Annotated in this window: 14 protein-coding genes; 6 read left to right on the forward strand and 8 right to left on the reverse strand. The window is 63.5% G+C overall.

The window, feature by feature from the left end:
• Position 1: 1 nt before the first annotated feature.
• The gene (locus tag KBC96_04915; GenBank protein ID MBP6963730.1) at positions 2 to 1,585 is read right to left on the reverse strand and encodes a hypothetical protein; all 1,584 of its coding nucleotides are present in this window, start codon (positions 1,583 to 1,585) and stop codon (positions 2 to 4) included.
• Positions 1,586 to 1,622: 37 nt separating this feature from the next.
• Positions 1,623 to 2,015 (reverse strand): DUF4870 domain-containing protein, encoded by a 393-nt coding sequence (locus tag KBC96_04920; protein MBP6963731.1) that lies wholly within the window; start codon positions 2,013 to 2,015, stop codon positions 1,623 to 1,625.
• A 113-nt stretch (positions 2,016 to 2,128) separates the two neighbouring features.
• Here KBC96_04920 and KBC96_04925 point away from each other — a divergent pair, with 113 nt between their 5' ends.
• Together KBC96_04925 and KBC96_04930 are read left to right on the forward strand one after the other, a co-directional pair.
• The gene (locus KBC96_04925; GenBank protein ID MBP6963732.1) at positions 2,129 to 3,505 is read left to right on the forward strand and encodes an FAD-binding protein; all 1,377 of its coding nucleotides are present in this window, start codon (positions 2,129 to 2,131) and stop codon (positions 3,503 to 3,505) included.
• 15 nt (positions 3,506 to 3,520) lie between these two features.
• Positions 3,521 to 4,771, forward strand: coding sequence for a (Fe-S)-binding protein (locus KBC96_04930; GenBank protein ID MBP6963733.1), 1,251 nt, complete (start codon positions 3,521 to 3,523; stop codon positions 4,769 to 4,771).
• A gap of 10 nt (positions 4,772 to 4,781) precedes the next feature.
• On the opposite strand, the gene lepB is transcribed toward KBC96_04930, so the two are convergent.
• Positions 4,782 to 5,432 (reverse strand): signal peptidase I, encoded by a 651-nt coding sequence (lepB, locus tag KBC96_04935; protein MBP6963734.1) that lies wholly within the window; start codon positions 5,430 to 5,432, stop codon positions 4,782 to 4,784.
• A gap of 145 nt (positions 5,433 to 5,577) precedes the next feature.
• On the opposite strand from lepB, the gene KBC96_04940 reads away from it, so the two are divergent.
• The 4 genes from KBC96_04940 (at position 5,578) to metK (ending at position 11,152) form a co-directional block, all read left to right on the forward strand.
• Complete coding sequence (locus KBC96_04940; GenBank protein ID MBP6963735.1) at positions 5,578 to 6,810, forward strand: ArgE/DapE family deacylase; 1,233 nt, start codon at positions 5,578 to 5,580, stop codon at positions 6,808 to 6,810.
• Between the two features lie 517 nt (positions 6,811 to 7,327).
• Positions 7,328 to 8,257: a hypothetical protein gene (locus tag KBC96_04945; protein ID MBP6963736.1), complete on the forward strand. Its 930-nt coding sequence runs from the start codon at positions 7,328 to 7,330 to the stop codon at positions 8,255 to 8,257.
• Positions 8,258 to 8,260: 3 nt separating this feature from the next.
• The gene (locus KBC96_04950) at positions 8,261 to 9,985 is read left to right on the forward strand and encodes a HEAT repeat domain-containing protein (GenBank protein ID MBP6963737.1); all 1,725 of its coding nucleotides are present in this window, start codon (positions 8,261 to 8,263) and stop codon (positions 9,983 to 9,985) included.
• Positions 9,986 to 10,030: 45 nt separating this feature from the next.
• The gene (metK, locus tag KBC96_04955) at positions 10,031 to 11,152 is read left to right on the forward strand and encodes a methionine adenosyltransferase (GenBank protein ID MBP6963738.1); all 1,122 of its coding nucleotides are present in this window, start codon (positions 10,031 to 10,033) and stop codon (positions 11,150 to 11,152) included.
• A 69-nt stretch (positions 11,153 to 11,221) separates the two neighbouring features.
• Here the strand turns inward: metK and KBC96_04960 are convergent, their stop codons facing one another.
• The 5 genes from KBC96_04960 to melA form a co-directional block, all read right to left on the reverse strand.
• Complete coding sequence (locus KBC96_04960) at positions 11,222 to 12,289, reverse strand: hypothetical protein (GenBank protein ID MBP6963739.1); 1,068 nt, start codon at positions 12,287 to 12,289, stop codon at positions 11,222 to 11,224.
• Positions 12,290 to 12,352: 63 nt separating this feature from the next.
• Positions 12,353 to 13,834, reverse strand: coding sequence for an ATP-dependent protease ATPase subunit HslU (gene hslU / locus KBC96_04965; GenBank protein ID MBP6963740.1), 1,482 nt, complete (start codon positions 13,832 to 13,834; stop codon positions 12,353 to 12,355).
• Between the two features lie 45 nt (positions 13,835 to 13,879).
• The gene (gene hslV, locus KBC96_04970) at positions 13,880 to 14,410 is read right to left on the reverse strand and encodes an ATP-dependent protease subunit HslV (GenBank protein MBP6963741.1); all 531 of its coding nucleotides are present in this window, start codon (positions 14,408 to 14,410) and stop codon (positions 13,880 to 13,882) included.
• A complete protein-coding gene (gene xerC / locus KBC96_04975) occupies positions 14,407 to 15,321 on the reverse strand; it encodes a tyrosine recombinase XerC (GenBank protein MBP6963742.1) in 915 nt (304 codons plus the stop codon). The genes hslV and xerC overlap by 4 nt, the downstream gene beginning before the upstream one ends.
• A gap of 65 nt (positions 15,322 to 15,386) precedes the next feature.
• Positions 15,387 to 16,748, reverse strand: coding sequence for an alpha-galactosidase (gene melA / locus KBC96_04980; GenBank protein MBP6963743.1), 1,362 nt, complete (start codon positions 16,746 to 16,748; stop codon positions 15,387 to 15,389).
• Positions 16,749 to 16,846: the final 98 nt, after the last annotated feature.

A 16,846-nucleotide genomic window follows, 5' to 3' on the forward strand; every position in this document is an offset into this window, starting at 1 on the left:
TTCATCCTTTCAGGGCGATGGGAACTCCGCGCTCCGGAATGAGCAACTCGCGCGAGGAGCCTAGTTCGTCAGCGTACTGCCCCGGGGCCGTGGTGTGGACGGGGATCACACAGCGAGGGTTGATTATCTCGATCACTCTGAGCAGGTCTTTCCGGCAGGCATGCCCGGACACGTGGAACGGGCTTCCCTGATGTTCGGCGCGTTCCTCTTCGATCTGTCTCCTGGGATCGCCTGGAAACGCCATTCCGTACCTCTCGATCCACCTGCCGAGACGCTTGAAGTCTATTTTCATCTCTTCGTTAAAGGCCTCGCACCCGGAGAAGAGCCACATCGAACCGGGGGCTGGGCGGATGTAGGCCAGCTCGTTCACGTCGAAGAAGCTGAAGCAGCACATGTAAGCTCCCTGGTCGGCTGCGACGTCTGAGCACGTCACGGTCCTCGACGCATACCTGCTCCTGACGCCCTTCTTCCAGTGGGCGTCGGAACCCTCGATCTCTCCGTACAGGAACACGTTCTCGTCATCGAGCGAGGTCACGTCAGCCCCGGCCAGCGCCATCGCTTCGAGCAAGTAGACATCCTTCGCGGTGATGACGAAGCGGCGGCCGGTCTCCCTGGCAACCTGAAGGAACGAATCGAGCCGCTCGACGTTCCGGGCCCCAAAGTCCGCGACGACCAGCCCGGTCGCCTTCCTGATCTCCTCCAGCGCAGCTTCTCGCACCTGGTCTTCGGTGCCGGTCTCCCGGTAACTGACGCGAGTCCCCTCGATTATCAGCGCGACCGGGTTGAGCTTCCCAGCCTCTTCCGCGAACTTCCAGGTGAGGTCGGCATTCCGGCCGTGGCATCGTATGTCGCCGGTGTAGACGACCCACCCGGCGCTCGTCTCGACCGCCCAGGCACAGGCGCCGTAAACGGAGTGGTCCACCGGCCACCGTCTGACATTCAGACCTCCGCACGTCGAGGCCGTCTCGATCGGGCGGCTCTCGTGCTTCCTGCCCTTGTTGCTGAGACTGCTCGGCGTGTCGCCCCAGAACTCCTGGAACCCCGCCCCGGGAGCCTCATCAACGAAGAAGAACGGACGTGCCTGAGAGGGAACTCTCGCGTGTGACGACGACTTCAGCACGCCGGAGTCGTCCGGCTCGTACGGGATGACGTAGCAGTGTTGGGTATCGAAGCCGCTCTTCCCGGAGTCCTGGGTGGCCTTCAACATCGCGAGGCTTACCGCGGACGCGTACAAGGGAATGTCTCCGCGAAGGTAGGAAATCGTGCCCACGTGGTCCATGTGCGCGTGGGAGATCAACACACCCGACACCTCGCCGATGTCGCGTCCCTCGATTCCGATCCAGGGATCGGCGAGAGCGCTCACGAGGTCGTCCCGGTAGAGGTCGCGGAAAGGTGGAATCAGCTCCATCTGCACCGGCTCGTAGATGCCCAGAGGGCCCTTCGGCTTCAGGTACTCCTCGTAGAACAGCCCCATCCGGCCGAAGTCGAGGCCGAAGTCGAGCCATATACTCGCATCGCCGTCTTCCAGCAGGATCTTGTTGCCGCCGATGCACTCGACGCCGTCCCAGCAAGTGATAGAAGCCAATTCGGATACCTACTTTCTCTCCCGCCAGGACTAGAAGCTACTGAAGGAAGCGAATCGTGATCGGATAGCGGAAGCGCTCCCCCTCGTTGGCCTTGATCGCCGCCATCACGATGAGTACCGCCTCGACTACCCACCAGATCCCGACGACCAGCACGATAGCGGGAAGCAGGATGAATATGCCGATGATCGAGATGACCGCGAGCACGGCCAGCACCGCAAGGCCGACGCCATAGATCGTGACACTGATCTGGAAATTCAGCGACTCCTTGCCCTGGTCGTCCACAAGCGGATACTGGTCCTTTTTCGCGAGCCACGCAACGAGAGGCCCCAGGATATTGCCGAACGGAATGCCGACCAGCCCGGCAAACGCCAGCAGGTGGCACAGCATCGCCCACAGGCGCTCGTCCTTGTCCAGGGGTGAGTTCTGCATCGGCCGCTCTCCTTTCGATAGTCCGCCATCGTTGACGGTTGCCGCGCAACCTGATACGATGTGGCAAGTAATGCTTCTATGGACATCGGGCCGTATCCTGCCCGAACAGGAACATGACGAACTCAATCAGCACGGAACTCGAACAGATCGCAGGAAAGGCAAACGTCCTGTCGGAGCCGGAAGACCTTATCGCCTACGGTTACGACGCCCAGCACGTCGAGCACCGGCCGGACGCGGTCGTCCGTCCGGGGAAACTCGACGAGACCTCTGCGGTCGTGTCGTTCGCATGCCGCGAGAACATCCCGGTCATCCCGCGAGGAGCCGGGACTGGACTGAGCGGCGGATCGGTCGCCGTCGCCGGCGGGATCGTGTTGGACATGAGCCGGATGAACCGCATCCTCAACATTGACCGCGAGAACCTGCTCGCGACGGTCGAGACCGGAACCGTGACTGCCGATCTGAACGCCGCGGTGCAGGCGGTCGGGCTCCTCTATCCGCCGGATCCGGGGAGCATGAAGGTCTCGACCATCGGCGGCAACGTCGCGGAGAACGCGGGCGGCCTGCTGGCGATCAAGTACGGCGTGACGACCGACTACGTGAAGCAGATCGAAGGGGTCACCGCGACCGGGGAGCCGTTCCACGCCGGGGCGCAGACACTCAAGTCGGTCTCCGGATACGACCTCGTGAGCCTGCTCTGCGGCTCGGAGGGTACTCTCGCGGTATTCACCAAGATCGTTGTCAAGCTGCTCCCCATGCCCAAGAGCCGCCGCTCGATGCTCGCGTCGTTTGCCGACCCGGAGAGCGCCGCGCGCGCGGTGTCAGGCATAATCAGCGCAGGGATCATGCCAGCCACGCTCGAGTTCATGGACAATATGACGATCCGCACGGTAGAGGACTACAAGAAGCTCGGGCTGCCGGTGGACGCAGGCGCCCTGCTGCTCCTGGAGGTTGACGGCGCGAGGTCGCAGGTCGAGGAGGAGGCGGAAGTCTGCGAGATAGTCCTGAAGCGGCACGGTGCTAACGACGTCCAGACGGCTTCGTCATCCGCACAGCGCGACCGGATATGGGAAGGCCGCCGCGCCGCACTGGCGTCCCTGGCGCGGGTGCGGCCGACCACGATCCTGGAAGACGCGACCGTTCCCCGGAGCAATCTGGCCGACATGGTCCATGAGGTGAACCGGATAGCCAGGGAGTACAACCTGACGATCGGCACGTTCGGCCACGCGGGCGACGGCAACTTGCATCCTACGATTCTGACCGACGAGCGGGACGCCGAGGAGATGGAACGGGTCGAGAAAGCGGTTGACGAGATCTTCCGTGTGGCGCTCGGACTCGGCGGGACGGTCTCAGGCGAGCACGGCATCGGCTTCACGAAGGCGCGCTACCTCCCGCTGGAGATGGGCAAGGGCTCAATGCAGATGATGCGCGAGATCAAGAAGGCGCTCGACCCGAAGGGGATCCTCAACCCCGGAAAGATGTTCGCGGACTGACGGTCCATCCTCATCATGTACGAGACGCTCGATGAACTGACCTACCGCTGCATGAAGTGCGGGAGCTGCAACGCGGTCTGCCCGGTACTGCGCGAACTCGGCGCGGAGAGCAACTCGCCGCGGGCGAGAGTGCGCCTGGTGCGCGGGCTGACCCGGGATGAGGTCGAACTGACGCCACGCTATCGGGATATCATCGGCAAGTGCCTCAACTGTCGAGCCTGCGCGGAGGAGTGCCCGAGCGGAGTGGCCCCGAATGAAGTCGTCCTGAACGCCCGCAACCAGCTCGTCACGGAGAGAGGCCTCCCCCTGGCAAAACGCCTGATCTTTCGCCACGCCATGCGTGCCCGGAGGATGTTTCCCGGCGGGGCGAAGCTGATCGGCCTGCTCCAGCGCGCGACCCTGATCAACCATCGCTGGAGCCCGGCGAGGCTCGCGCTCCCGCTGATGGGCATGAAGACTGACAAGAAGCTGCCGATGTTCGCACTCAAGCCGTTCCTCGAGCGCGTGCCGGAGGTCGTGGAGGTCCCGAACCGTAAGGCGAGGGTAGCCTACTTCGTCGGATGCGCGGGCAACCTGATACTGCCCGAGATCGGCGAGGCGGTCGTCGGCCTGCTGACCCATCACGGCGTCGAGGTCGTCATACCCAAGGGCCAGATGTGCTGCGGCACTCCGATCTTCAACTCCGGGGACTTCACCGGGGCGTCGTACTTCGCCCGGCAGAACCTGCGCGCCTTCGAAGAGCTGGATGTGGACGCAATCGTCACGGCCTGCGGGTCGTGCGGACTGACGTGGCAGAAGGAATGGCGGGAGACACTGGGGATCGAAGTGCCGGAAAACATATCGTCCAGGGTCTACGATATCTCGCAGTTCCTCACGGAGTGCCTGGGTATCAGCGAACTCGAGGGCGCGGCGGAGCAGGATCTTCTGCTCACGTACCACGACCCGTGCCACCTCGCGCGCGGCATGAACGTCCGCACGCCGCCGAGACAACTGCTCTCATCGCTGCCCGGCGTCGAGTACGTGGAGATGGCGGATGCGGACAGGTGCTGCGGAGGTGGCGGGGCGTTCAGCATCTACTACCCCGATCTGTCGAGGGACATCGGCGCGCGGAAGGCGGAGAACATGGTTGGGGCGGAGGCGAATGTCATCGCGACGGGCTGCCCGTCATGCGTGATGCAGCTCGACGAGATGCTCCACTATGCACGATCTCCGCGAACCGTGAAGCACACCGCCTGCGTGCTTTGGGACGCGGTCCGGAAGCGCTGAGTCGTCCACATCATGTACGCCATGGAGCGGCCCCAAGCGACCGCGAGGCCTTCGCGGTCAGCGGAAACACCCTTCCCATGATGGACGAAACGGGCACGGTCCCGTAGTTCCGGCTGTCCCACGAGAGGTTCTGCGCGTCGCCAACCAGGAATACCCGTCCCTCGGGCACCGTGACGCGGCGCAACTGACCGATCCGCGGGTAGCGCTCAACCAGACTCCGTGTCCGTGTCAGATCGTGCGGCCTGACGACCTCCGAGTACCCGGACAGCTCGCCCTTGTACTCCAGAAGCCAGAGGTCCTCCCTGGGGCCGGCGGCAACCCTCTTGACGCAGGTCTCACCGTTCGCTTCGGCGACCACGATCTCACCCCGCGTAGGAGTCGCGTGCTCGTAGAAGCTCCTGTCGAGCATGAAGACTTTGTGGGGCGACAGAGTCGGGGTCATAGACTCGCCGACGACCACCCCGAGCCTGAACGGGGATGCCCTGAGGCTGAGCGCAGAGAGGATCAACACGGCGCCCAACGATATCAGATGAATGTGTCCGCGCTCGCGCGAGCGTCTGCGGTCCTGCAATCCGGAAGAACGAGAAGCGCCGGCCATCTTCAACCCTGCCTTTCCGTGTAGTTCGAAAAGCGACTGATACTCGGTCCGGGGGGTTGACATCGCTCGGTCTCACCCAGTTAGACGCGGCAGATCCTACAAAGGTTTTGCCTCGTCGGCAGAGACATGCAGGAATTTCGCCGGTCGGCACGGGAAAGGACTTCCTGGAGCAAGACCCGCCCCTCTCGGGCATCAGGGAGCACATACCATGAGAGCCGAAGTATCCTCACACGTCGAGCGAATGGCCGACGAGGCCGCCGATCTCCTCTGCAGGCTCATGGCGATTCCAAGCGTCACTGGCGAGGAAGCCGAAGCACAGAAGTACCTCGCGGAGCACTTGAAGGGCCTGGGCTTCGACACACGGCTCATCCCGATCCTCGAAGGCATCGAGGACGATGAGGACCACACCCCCGTACCCGGCCACAAGGGCTACGACGGCCGGGGCAACGTCATCGTGATCATTCCCGGGACCGGCGGCGGGAGGAGCATCCTGCTGAACTCGCACATGGATACCGTTCCTTGCGACGAGGGCATGTTCGCCCCGCGCATCGAGGACGGCGTCATCTACGGCCGGGGTGCGTGCGACGCGAAGGGGCAATGCGTAACTATCATCCTGGCCCTGCAGGCGCTAAGGGCGGCGGGAGTACGGCTGAAGGGCGACGTGATCGCGGAGTTCGTGATCGAGGAGGAGGCCGGCGGAAACGGCGCCCTCTCCGCGATTCTCGACGGCTACCGCGCCGACGCCGCGCTGATACTCGAGCCGACGGGCTTGAGGATCGCCCCCTCGAACCGGGGCGCGGTCTGGTTCAAGCTCGAGGTAGAGGGCAAGGCGACTCACATGGGCCGATGGCGCGAGGGCGTCAACGCGATTGACGAGACGACGGCGATACTCGACATCATGCGGGAATACGAGAAGGAGCTTGTCGCGGGGTCTCACGGCGACCCGCTTTTCCCCGACCCGGGCGGCACGGTCAAGGTCAACCTCGGCACGATCCGCGGCGGCGAGTGGCCTTCGATGGTCGCGCCGAACTGCACGGTCGAGGGCGGGATCGGATTCCTGCCGAACAAGCGGCTCGCGGAGGTGCGAGACGAGGTCCGAGCGGCAATCGAGGCCGGCGCAAGCGAGTGGGCGAAGGAGCACTACTCCCTCACGTTCAACCGCCTGCACAACGAGGCGTACCGCACCGATCCCGATCACCCGATGGTGAAGATGCTCCACGCATCCGCCGAGCGGGTCCTCGGCCCGACCGAGGTCTTCGGGATGACCGCCTCGTGCGACGCGCGGCTCTTCTACCACCGCGGCGGGATGCCGACCGTCGTCTTCGGGCCGAGCGATATCTGCTACGCGCATGCGGAGTGCGAGCAGATCGCGGTTTCTGAGATGGTGGCCGCGGCGCAGGTGGTGACGGACTTCATGATGGAATGGTGCGGAGTGGAGTAGGGGGATTGGGGCGGCGGCAGTGGCGCCGAAAAAACCGTTGACAATTTCGAACCACTGTGGTATAGTACTGGTGCATCAGGAATGTTCTGGCGAAAGTCAGGACTGGCAACCGGCCTGGAGACGGCAGCGGTGCCCTGGGGGAGAGATCCCTCGATGTGCGAAAGCGAAGGCTTTCGAAAAGTAGTCTCGAAGAAGAATCCGCAAATGTCTCCACGGCCATCGCATAGATGCGATGGCTTTTTGTTTGCCCCTGGTGCTGCCATATCCCATCCGCACGTCGGATGAAAGAGAAAGGAGCACCAAATGAGTAACTGGACCTGCCCCGCAACCGAATCGAACAAGGGCCGCTCTCAAGCACGATGTGGGAGCCCCAGAATGCCGACCCCGGCGTGCCGCCCGGAAGCCCAACCGGCGGTTCTGCACGTCTGGCAGACACACCTCGCCACCGTCTGGACGGAATCGGATGCAGAGCTTCTTCGAAGAGTGTGGGACAACGGGAGTATCGGAGGTCGAACAAGTGTGTAGCCTCGTGGAGGAATCGAAGTTTGTTCAAATGCTGGCAGAGGCCGTCGGCGCGGTGGACTCCCGTCCAGACAGTTGCGAGGTCCCATCCGTGCTCGGCCGGTCCTTTGTGAAGTCCGCACCTCTTGAACCGCGAACGGACGAAGGGGTCTATGAGGTAGTCACAGTGCGGACGGAGTTGCCGGACCCGGTGGGAGTCGTCATGGACGACGACATGATCGACTCAGTGAACAGGTTCGCCTCGCTCGGCGCACTGATCCGCCACCGCGAATCACGGGCTGTCAGCATTATCAGCCGCCTCTCCCTCTACAGGGGGCAGGAGAGCACCTGGCATCTTCTGCTTCCGATCGTGGGCACCGCAGCTCTCGTCCAAGGCACCAGCGTGAGCGCGCCCGCGCGCTTCCTGTCACCCGGAAGATCCGAGGATCTGCCGACGCTGCCGGGAGAGAACAACCCCAGTTGCTGGGGCGCGGCGGACTTCAAGCTCGCTGAGGAGATGCTCAGGCGTGCGCGGCTTATCGCGAACGGCGACGACACCGGGTTGGTGGTCGAGTTTCCCTGGGAGCCAGGAGCGGTTTCGGCCGTCCTGGGAGACGTGACAAGCCTGCTGACGTTCTCGTCCGTCGCAGAGCATCCCGTGCTGGGAAACGGGCTGCTCTGCAAGCTGGAGTTGCCCGCAGTCGTTTCGGAGGGCGAGGAACACCGGACGGCAGAGGAACTGAACCTGATTGAAGCCCGGGCGGTCGATGCCCCTCCGTTCTTCGGAGCATGGTGTACCGCGGGTCCCTGCTCGGTCGCTCACACCGCATTCTGGCCTAACATGCTTCACAGGTCGGGCGTCGTCGTGAACCTGTCTGCCTGGATGCTCGCGAGGAACAAGCTGGCCCGGGCGTTCATCAACACTCGATTCGAGAGAGGAGCATAAGAAATGTACGCGGACATTGCCACCGCCGCCACGAGATGTGCCGGCGCAACCGTCGATTTCGATTTTCGGCCGGCACCGTACGACGCAGCCGAGAACGCGCTGCGAGGGGTGATCGCGTCGATCCAGGGAACCGCAAGGCGGGACCTTGCCCTGAAACTGCTGCAGGAAGGCCGGCACGACGAACTGAGCGAGTTTCTGCAACAGGAACGCCTGTCGGAGGAACAGCGCAAGGAATGGGGACGAGTACACCCGTCATTCATGGGAGGTGAGTTCCTGCCTCCGACGTCGGCCGGAGAGGTCGAGATCGCCCGGCTGTCGCTTCAATCCACGCTGGGCGACGTGGTCTCCTTCCGCGCGAGGCGCACACCCAAGGGCTGGAATTACCGGGTAGTCGATGAATACCCCGAGGACGAGCGCGAGTACGAGATATCGCCGGAGTACACTGTGCAGCCGCTGACCCTCGGCGAACTCATCAGGCTGATGGACGGCACAGTCAATTCCATGTGGCAGGGCATGGGGGAGTCGGGTAACTTCGAGTGGACCAGCCTGGTGATCCCTTATCTCGAATCTCAACTCATTCACGGCACCAGCATGGAGGAGTTCGAGAGCCTGTTCTCCTTCGCCAAGGTGTCGTCCGAGTTCTACCCGGACCTGCAGTGGTATTACGGTGCGGTCACCGACCGATGGTGTGAGGCGCGGCTGGTCGATCTATTCGCTCTGAAGACGAATAAGGATGTGCCGGCCCTGATCGCGGACCTGCACGATTGGGACAGGGAGGTGAGTTCGGCCGCTGCCAGGAGACTCCGCACCCGCCCGAAGAAACGTGTCGTCCAGCCGCTCATCGGCTGCCTGGCCGACGGAGACTGGAACGTCCGGTGCGCCGCGGCCGAACTGCTGGGCAGGATCGGCGCCGCCGAGGCCGCGGATGCCCTGATCGGGGCACTGAGCGATCCGGACATCATCGTCCGGCGAGCCGCCGCCGATGCGCTCGGCAGGATTCACGTCCCCGAGATTCCATTCTTGAGGGCACTGGCCCTCGGCGAGTGGAAGCAGGTTGCAGCGGCGGGCGGTCAGGCCGTGCCGCGGCTGATCGCCATGCTGGGGCACGACTGCAGCGACGTGCGCGGGGGTTCCGCTAACACACTGGGTGAGATCAGAGATGCAGATGCGGTGGAGCCACTCATCCGGTCGCTCAGGGACGCAGACGACGGCGTGAGGTCGAGCGCCGCGGCGGCTCTCGGCAGGATCGGAGACTGCCGCGCGGTCGGGGCGCTGATCGAGGCCCTGTCCGGCACATGCGATCTGGTGAGACGCGGCGCGGCATCGGCGCTCGGCGAGATCCGCGATGCACGGGCTGTGGAGCCGCTCCTTCAGGTTCTCGCCGATGGGACAGACCGTCTGCGAACTGCCGCCGCGGAAGCGCTGGAAAGTATCGGCGACACTCGAGCGGCGGAGCCGCTTCTCGCTGCGGCTGAAAGAATGGACCCAGACGGGCGATGGGCCGTCGCGCAGGCGTTGAATCGGCTGCGGGACCCGCACGCGGTGCCGCTGCTCATCGAATCACTCGGCCATGCAGACCGCAAGGTGCGCCTCGAAGCGGTAGAGGCGCTTGAAATCTCGGGCGACGATCGCGCGATCGAACCGCTTGAGGCGCTTGGGGCAGTTGAGGAAGACGAGGAGATCCAGGACGCTGTCGCAGGCGCGCTCTGGACGTTTGGCAGGGAGTAGCCTGTCCGATCTACCACTACAAAGAGGAGAGTAACACAAGTGAACATGTTCACATCCGAATCAGTCACCGAAGGGCATCCCGACAAGGTCGCAGACAGAATCGCGGACGCCATCCTGGACGCGCTGCTCGCCCGCAACCCTACGACTCGATCTGCCGTCGAGGCCTTCATCACTAAGGGGTTGGTCGTGATCGGCGGCGAGGTCAGCATGGATTCGGAACTCGACGCGCGAAGGATAGCGCGGGAAGCGATCGAGTCAATCGGGTACGGGAGCGCCGACGACGGCTTCGACTGCGACTCGGCGGAGTTCCAAGTGATCCTGCGGCAGCAGGCGTGCGAGATCTACGACCAGGTGGACGGCGGAGGCGCCGGGGACCAGGGTATGATGTTCGGATACGCCTGCGACGAGACGCCGGAGCTGATGCCTACGGCGATCGTGTTTGCGCACAGGCTGGCGGCCCGGCTCGCGGAGGTGCGCAAATCCGGCATCCTGCCTTATCTGAGGCCGGACGGCAAGACGCAGGTCACGGTCGAGTACGATGACTCCGGCCGGCCGGTCAGGGTCGCGAAGGTCCTGATATCGGCGCAGCACTCGCCGGACGTCGATCTCGAGACGCTCAGGCGGGAGGTCGTCGCTGCGGTCGTGAGCCCTGTGATTCAGATCGACCACGATACGATCGTACGAGTGAACCCGAACGGGTCGTTCGAGGTCGGGGGACCCGGGGCCGACACCGGACTCACCGGGAGGAAGATCATCGTGGACACTTACGGAGGGTATGCCCGGCACGGGGGCGGCTCATTCAGCGGAAAGGATCCGACGAAAGTCGACCGCTCGGCCGCCTACATGATGAGGTACGTCGCGAAGAATGTCGTGGCGGCTGGCCTGGCCCAGCGCTGCGAAGTCCAGGTTTCATACGGCATAGGCGACAGGAATGCGTTCTCGCTTAAGGCGGAGACCTTCGGCACGGGTGCGATACCCGACAAGGCGCTCGCCGGCCTGATCCGAGAGCACTTCGATCTGAGCCCGGCGGGGATCATCGAGACGCTCGACCTGCGGAGACCGATATACACACCGCTTTCGGCTTACGGTCACTTCGGTAGAGAGGGCGTTCCGTGGGAGAAAACTGACCGAACTGAAACGCTCAAGTCGACCGTGCAGATCGGCTGACCGCAACGCAGACGCTCAAGGGATCGACAAGGGCAGGGCCGGAGCCGGACTCCGACCCTGCCTGCTTGTCTACTTGAGGATACTTTCGCCCTTGCGGTACTTGGCGAGGAGCTTCCAGTAATCCGGATGCTCGTCGCCGAGCCGCCAGATGGAGATGCCGGCGACACCGTACTCCTGCGCGAGCGAAACCTTGTGCTTGAGGCTGTCGGGGTCCTCGTACCAGACCTCGCGCTTCACGCCGTCCTCGGCGGTATACGTGAACCAGTGGTACTTCCCCTCGTCGTCCCACTTGATCTCCGGTTTCACCTTCGCAATCAGGGCCTCCACCGACTTGGTGGTGTGCGACTTCGCCCTGCCCTGCTCAGGCCAGTCGTAGCCGTAGAAGGGAACTCCGAGCACGACCTTCTCGCGAGGGATGACGCTCGTCGCATATTCCAGCACCCTTCGCACCCAAGGGGCCGAGCCGATCGGACCAGGACTGCCCGCGCTCCAGTGCTCGTCGTAGGCCATCAGCATCACGAGGTCGCAGGACTTCCCGAGCGCCACGTAATCGAACGGACCCGCCCACTCCGCCTCGGGCGCGTCACGGGTCTTCGCGGGGACGTCAATCGTGACGAGCAGCTTCTTCGCATGGAACTTGTCGGCAAGCTCGCTCATGAAGGCGCTGAGATGCGGGCGGTCTTCCTTCGGAAGGTTCTCGATGTCAATGTTGATGCCCGGGCACTTCCAGTCGAGTGTGATCTTCAGCAACTGGTCTATCACCTTCGCGCGCTTTGCCGGGTCTATCAGCACCTCGTGGGCGATCTCCTTGCTGAACTCGCCGTTCGCGACAAGCGGGAGAACGCCCAGGCCCTTCTCCTTCGCGAAGGCGAGGAGGTAGTTATCCTTGCCGCACTTCACGTTGCCGTCGGTGTCGGCGATGGCGACGCGGGTCGGGCAGACGTGGGTCAGCACGTTGTAGTTCTCACGGATGCACGGATACGCGGACCGGTCGGACTTGCCGGGAATCCAGAAGTACCCGATCACGAGCCGTTTGCTGTCAGTGGGCTTGATATCCACTGGCTTGGTACCCCCTCTGGTGATGATCACAATTGCGGCCAACGCTGCTGCGAGGATGAGATGGCGTTTTCGGTTCATAGCGGCATTGTACCTCATGGGGTCAGCGGAGTACTGGGAACCCATATCTCCACCACTCCATTCTCACAGTATGTACTTGCTCAGGTCCTCGTTCTTGAGAATGCCTTCGAGCTTGTCGCGGACGTATTCGGCATCAATGCTGACCTCGTGACCGGCAAGCTCCGACGCGTCGAACGAGAGCTCCTCGAGCAGGCGCTCCATCACCGTGTGCAGTCTCCGCGCGCCGATGTTCTCCATCTGCGAGTTGACCTCGGCGGCCATCCGCGCGAGTTCGTCCACCGCGTCGTCCGCAAACCGGACGGTCACGCCTTCGGTCGAGAGCAGCGCGCTGTACTGTTTGACCAGCGCGTTTTTCGGCTCGGTCAGGATGCGCTTGAAGTCGGCCTCGGTCAGGCTGTCTAGTTCGACGCGGATCGGCAGGCGGCCCTGAAGCTCCGGGATGAGGTCCGACGGCTTGCTGACGTGGAACGCGCCGGCCGCGATGAAGAGGATGTGGTTCGTGCGGACCGGGCCGTACTTCGTGACGACGGTCGAACCCTCGATGATCGGCAGTATGTCGCGCTGGACACCCTCGCGGGAGACCTGGGGGCCGCTGTCGCCGCCCTTCTCCCGCCCCGCGATCTTGTCCATCTCGTCCACGAAGATGATGCCGGTCTGCTCCGTGCGGTCAACTGCCTCGCGGACGATCTGGTCGTGGTCCACGAGTTTCCCGGCCTCCTCCTGCGCGAGTACCTCTCTCGCCTCGCCTACCGTGACCGACTTCTGCTTCCGTCGGCGCATCATCGGGCCGAGCATGCCCTGCATGTCCATGCCCATCTCTTCGATGCCCTGCCCGCTGAAGACCTGGAGGAACGGGGTGCCGCCGGTCTCCTCCACCTCGATCTCGATGCGCTTATCGTCAATCAAGCCGTCCTCGATCTGCTTTCGGAGCTTCGCCCTGATCCTCTCCTTGCGCTTGAGGTGCTCCCGCTCGAGGGCTTCGCGCTCGGCAACTTGATGCTCATCCTCCGCCACCGGTTCGGGCTCGGGCTCTGCCTGGCCTGGAACTCGCCCGCCGAACAACTGCCCTAGGAACTGGCTTGCGGCCTCCATTTCCTTCCCATGCGCCGGGCGCTCATCCTCGCGAGACGGCAGCGGCTCCATGATGTCGAGTATTCGTTCGACGGCAAGTTCGCGGGCGCGGTCCTGGACCTCGGCAACTTTCTCGGTCTCGACCATCCGCACCGCAAGCTGGACGAGGTCGCGCACCATCGAGTCCACGTCGCGGCCGACGTACCCGACCTCGGTGAACTTGGTGGCCTCGACCTTGACGAACGGGGCACGGGCGATCTGCGCGAGCCTGCGGGCGATCTCGGTCTTTCCGATGCCGGTCGGGCCGATCATGAGGATGTTCTTCGGGATGACCTCCTCGCGCATGTCTTCCCCGAGCAGCCGGCGCCGATGGCGGTTTCGGAGGGCGATTGCCACCGCGCGCTTGGCCTTGTCCTGGCCGACGATATACTTGTCGAGTTCCGCGACGATCTCACGCGGGGTAAGGTCTTCCATATTTGCCTCTTCGAGTGGAGTCGGACTTGTCAGACATGTCCGACGTCACAGCGCTTCCACCGTGATGTTCTCGTTCGTGTACACGCAGATCGAGGCGGCGGTGCGCAGTGCCTCCTCGACGATCTGCTGGGCGGTCAGGTTCGAGTGCCGCATCAGGGCGCGGGCCGCCGCTAGGGCATATCCCCCACCCGATCCGATCGCCGCGATACCGTCGTCCGGTTCGATCACTTCGCCGCTGCCGGAGAGGACGAGCACGTGCTCGGCGTCGGCGACGATCATCAGCGCCTCGAGCCTCCTCAGTATCCGATCCGTCCGCCACTCCTTCGCAAACTCCCGCACGGCGCGCAGGATGTTGCCGTGCGACTCCTCGAGCTTCGCCTCGAACTTGTCCGACAGCGTGTAGGCGTCGGCGACCGAACCGGCGATCCCTGCAAGCACCTTGCCGTCGTGCATCCGCCGGACCTTCTTCGCGCCGGCCTTCATGATCTGGTTCTCGATAGTCACCTGACCGTCGCCCGCCATGGCGACCTTGCCGTTGTGCATAACCGCGACGATCGTGGTTGCGTGTGCAGTCATTTCTCCTCCAGCGCCCGGGGGTGGGCCTGCTCGTAGACCTGCTTGAGGCGCTCCCGGGTGACGTGAGCGTAAATCTGCGTCGTCGAGAGGCTCGAGTGTCCGAGCAGCTCCTGGATCGAGCGGAGGTCCGCGCCGTTCTCGAGCATATGAGTCGCAAATGTGTGCCGCAGGACGTGTGGGCTGATCTTCAGCTCGCCGCTCACCGCCCCAAAGTGTTTGTCGAGCATCCGGGCGATACCGCCCGCCGTCAGCCGGCCGCCGTCCCTGTTCAGGAAAAGCGCCTGCTCGTCCGCGCCGTCCTTCCGCTTCGCAAGGAGCTTGGGGCGTGCATTCTGTATATACCCCGAGAGCGCCTCCTGTGCCGCGCGGCCGATGAGCGTGACGCGCTCCTTCGATCCCTTGCCCAGCACCCTGATCTCGCCCGCGCCGAGATCCAGGTCTAGCAGATTCATCCCTGAGACCTCTCCAACCCGGCAACCGGTCGCGTAGATGACTTCCAGGATCGCCGCATCGCGAGCGCCCGATGTTGTGGTCGTGTCGGGACGGAGCATCAGCGCCTCTATCTGCTCCGGGCGCAGGAACTTCGGCAGGCGCTTGTCGAGCTTCGGGCCGGAAAGTCCGAGCATCGGGTCCGCACTCATCAGCTTCTTGTGAACGAGATACCTGAAGAACGCCCGCAAGGAGGCCATCTTGCGAGCTATCGTCCGTTTCCCGTTCCCGCCGCGCTGGAGGCGGGCGAAATACCTCCGCATGACCCGGGAGTCCACCTCGCCGGGAGACGAGCCGATGCCCTCGTCCTCCAGGAAGCCGACGAACTGGGCGATGTCCGCCGAGTATGCCCTGATCGTATTCGAGGAGACGTTGCGTACGACCTGCAGATAGCTGATGAAGCGATCGAGCTCTTGATGCATGATGGAAGCACGGAGTGGCGGAGTACCGGATACCCGTCACTCCGCCACTCCATCACTCCAATCCCCTAACCGTCCGTGTCCCATCCGTCGCAGAGCGCGACGCCCGTGCCGTCGAGCGGATGCCAGTACTCCGCGTTGGCCTCGAACATCTCGTTGACCATTGACTTGATCTCCTCTAGGCTGCACACCGCGGAAGTCAGCGGGTCCATGTAGATCGCCCGGCGGATCTTGTCCTTGTCGCCGGTCATGATGCCGTCCACAGCAAGTTCCTCGATCTGGGCGCTCAGACCGGTGAGCATCGCGCACTGAGGAGGAAGCGGGCCAACCGCGATCGGATCGAGGCCGCGCCTGGAGGCCATGACCGGCACCTCGACACAGCATCCGGCGGGCAGGTTGTCGACCAGACCGAAGTTCCGGACGTTGCCGTTGAACTCGAAGAGCGCTCCGTCGCCGAAGATGGCATTGAAGATGCTGGCCGCATATTCATGCCCGCGCGCCAGGTTGATCGGCTTGTCGAGCTCCGCCTGGATGTTGTCGCGCCAGGTATCCTCGCGCCGGAGGTACTCGTTCAGGATGTACGCGTACTCACCCGGATTCCAGTTGGTGCCCGTCGTGCAGTACTTCTCGATGAGGTCAGGGCGCTTGCGGAACCAGGCGCAGTACTCGGAGTTGTGGCCGCTCGACTCGGTGATGTAGTAGCCGAAGTGGAGGAACAACTCGTTTCGAACCTGCTCGGCGTTGTAGATGTCCTCACGAGTCTCGACGGCCTCCCGGATCTTCGGGTAGGCGTCATCGCCGTTCCACTTGAAGTCAATGTACCATGCCTGATGGTTGATGCCCGCGCAGTGGTAGGTGACCTCCTCATAGGGAGCGCCAATCCAGTTGGCGAGCATCATCGCCGTGCCCTGCACGCTGTGGCAGAGGCCGCTTATGGCCAGCTTCGGAAACCTGCCCTGCATCGCCCGGCAGAGCATCGCCATCGGGTTCGTGTAGTTGAGGACGGTCGCCTTGGGGGCGTACCTGGCGACGTCGCAGACGATATCGAGCATGACCGGGATCGTGCGCAGCGAGCGGAAGATGCCCGAAGGGCCGCGAGTGTCGCCGATGTTGGTATCCACGCCGTACTTCTTCGGGATCTCGATGTCGGTGCGGAAGACCTGAGGTCCGCCCTGCAGGATCGTGATCAGGACGCCGTCCGCGCCCTCGATAGCCTCCTTGCGATTCGTGGTGGCGACGACCTTCGCGGGGTAGTTCCCGGCGGCGACGATCTTCTCGACCGCCTGCCTGCTGAACTCGAGACGCTCGGGATCAATGTCCATGAGCGCGAGCGTGCAGTCTGACAACTCGGGGAAGGTCAGGATGTCGCGGACGAGCCCCCTGGTGAACCCGAAGCTGCCTGCTCCGATGAATGCGATCTTCTTGGGCACGGTTGGTGTTCCTTTCTTCGGTTCTGGCCGCCTGTCGGACGGATCGGATGCGTCTGACCGGTCGGACTAGATATGCCGGCACTGAGGCACGGCCACTG

This window comes from Armatimonadota bacterium, assembly GCA_017993055.1.
Taxonomy (GTDB): Bacteria; Armatimonadota; UBA5829; order DTJY01; family DTJY01; genus JAGONM01.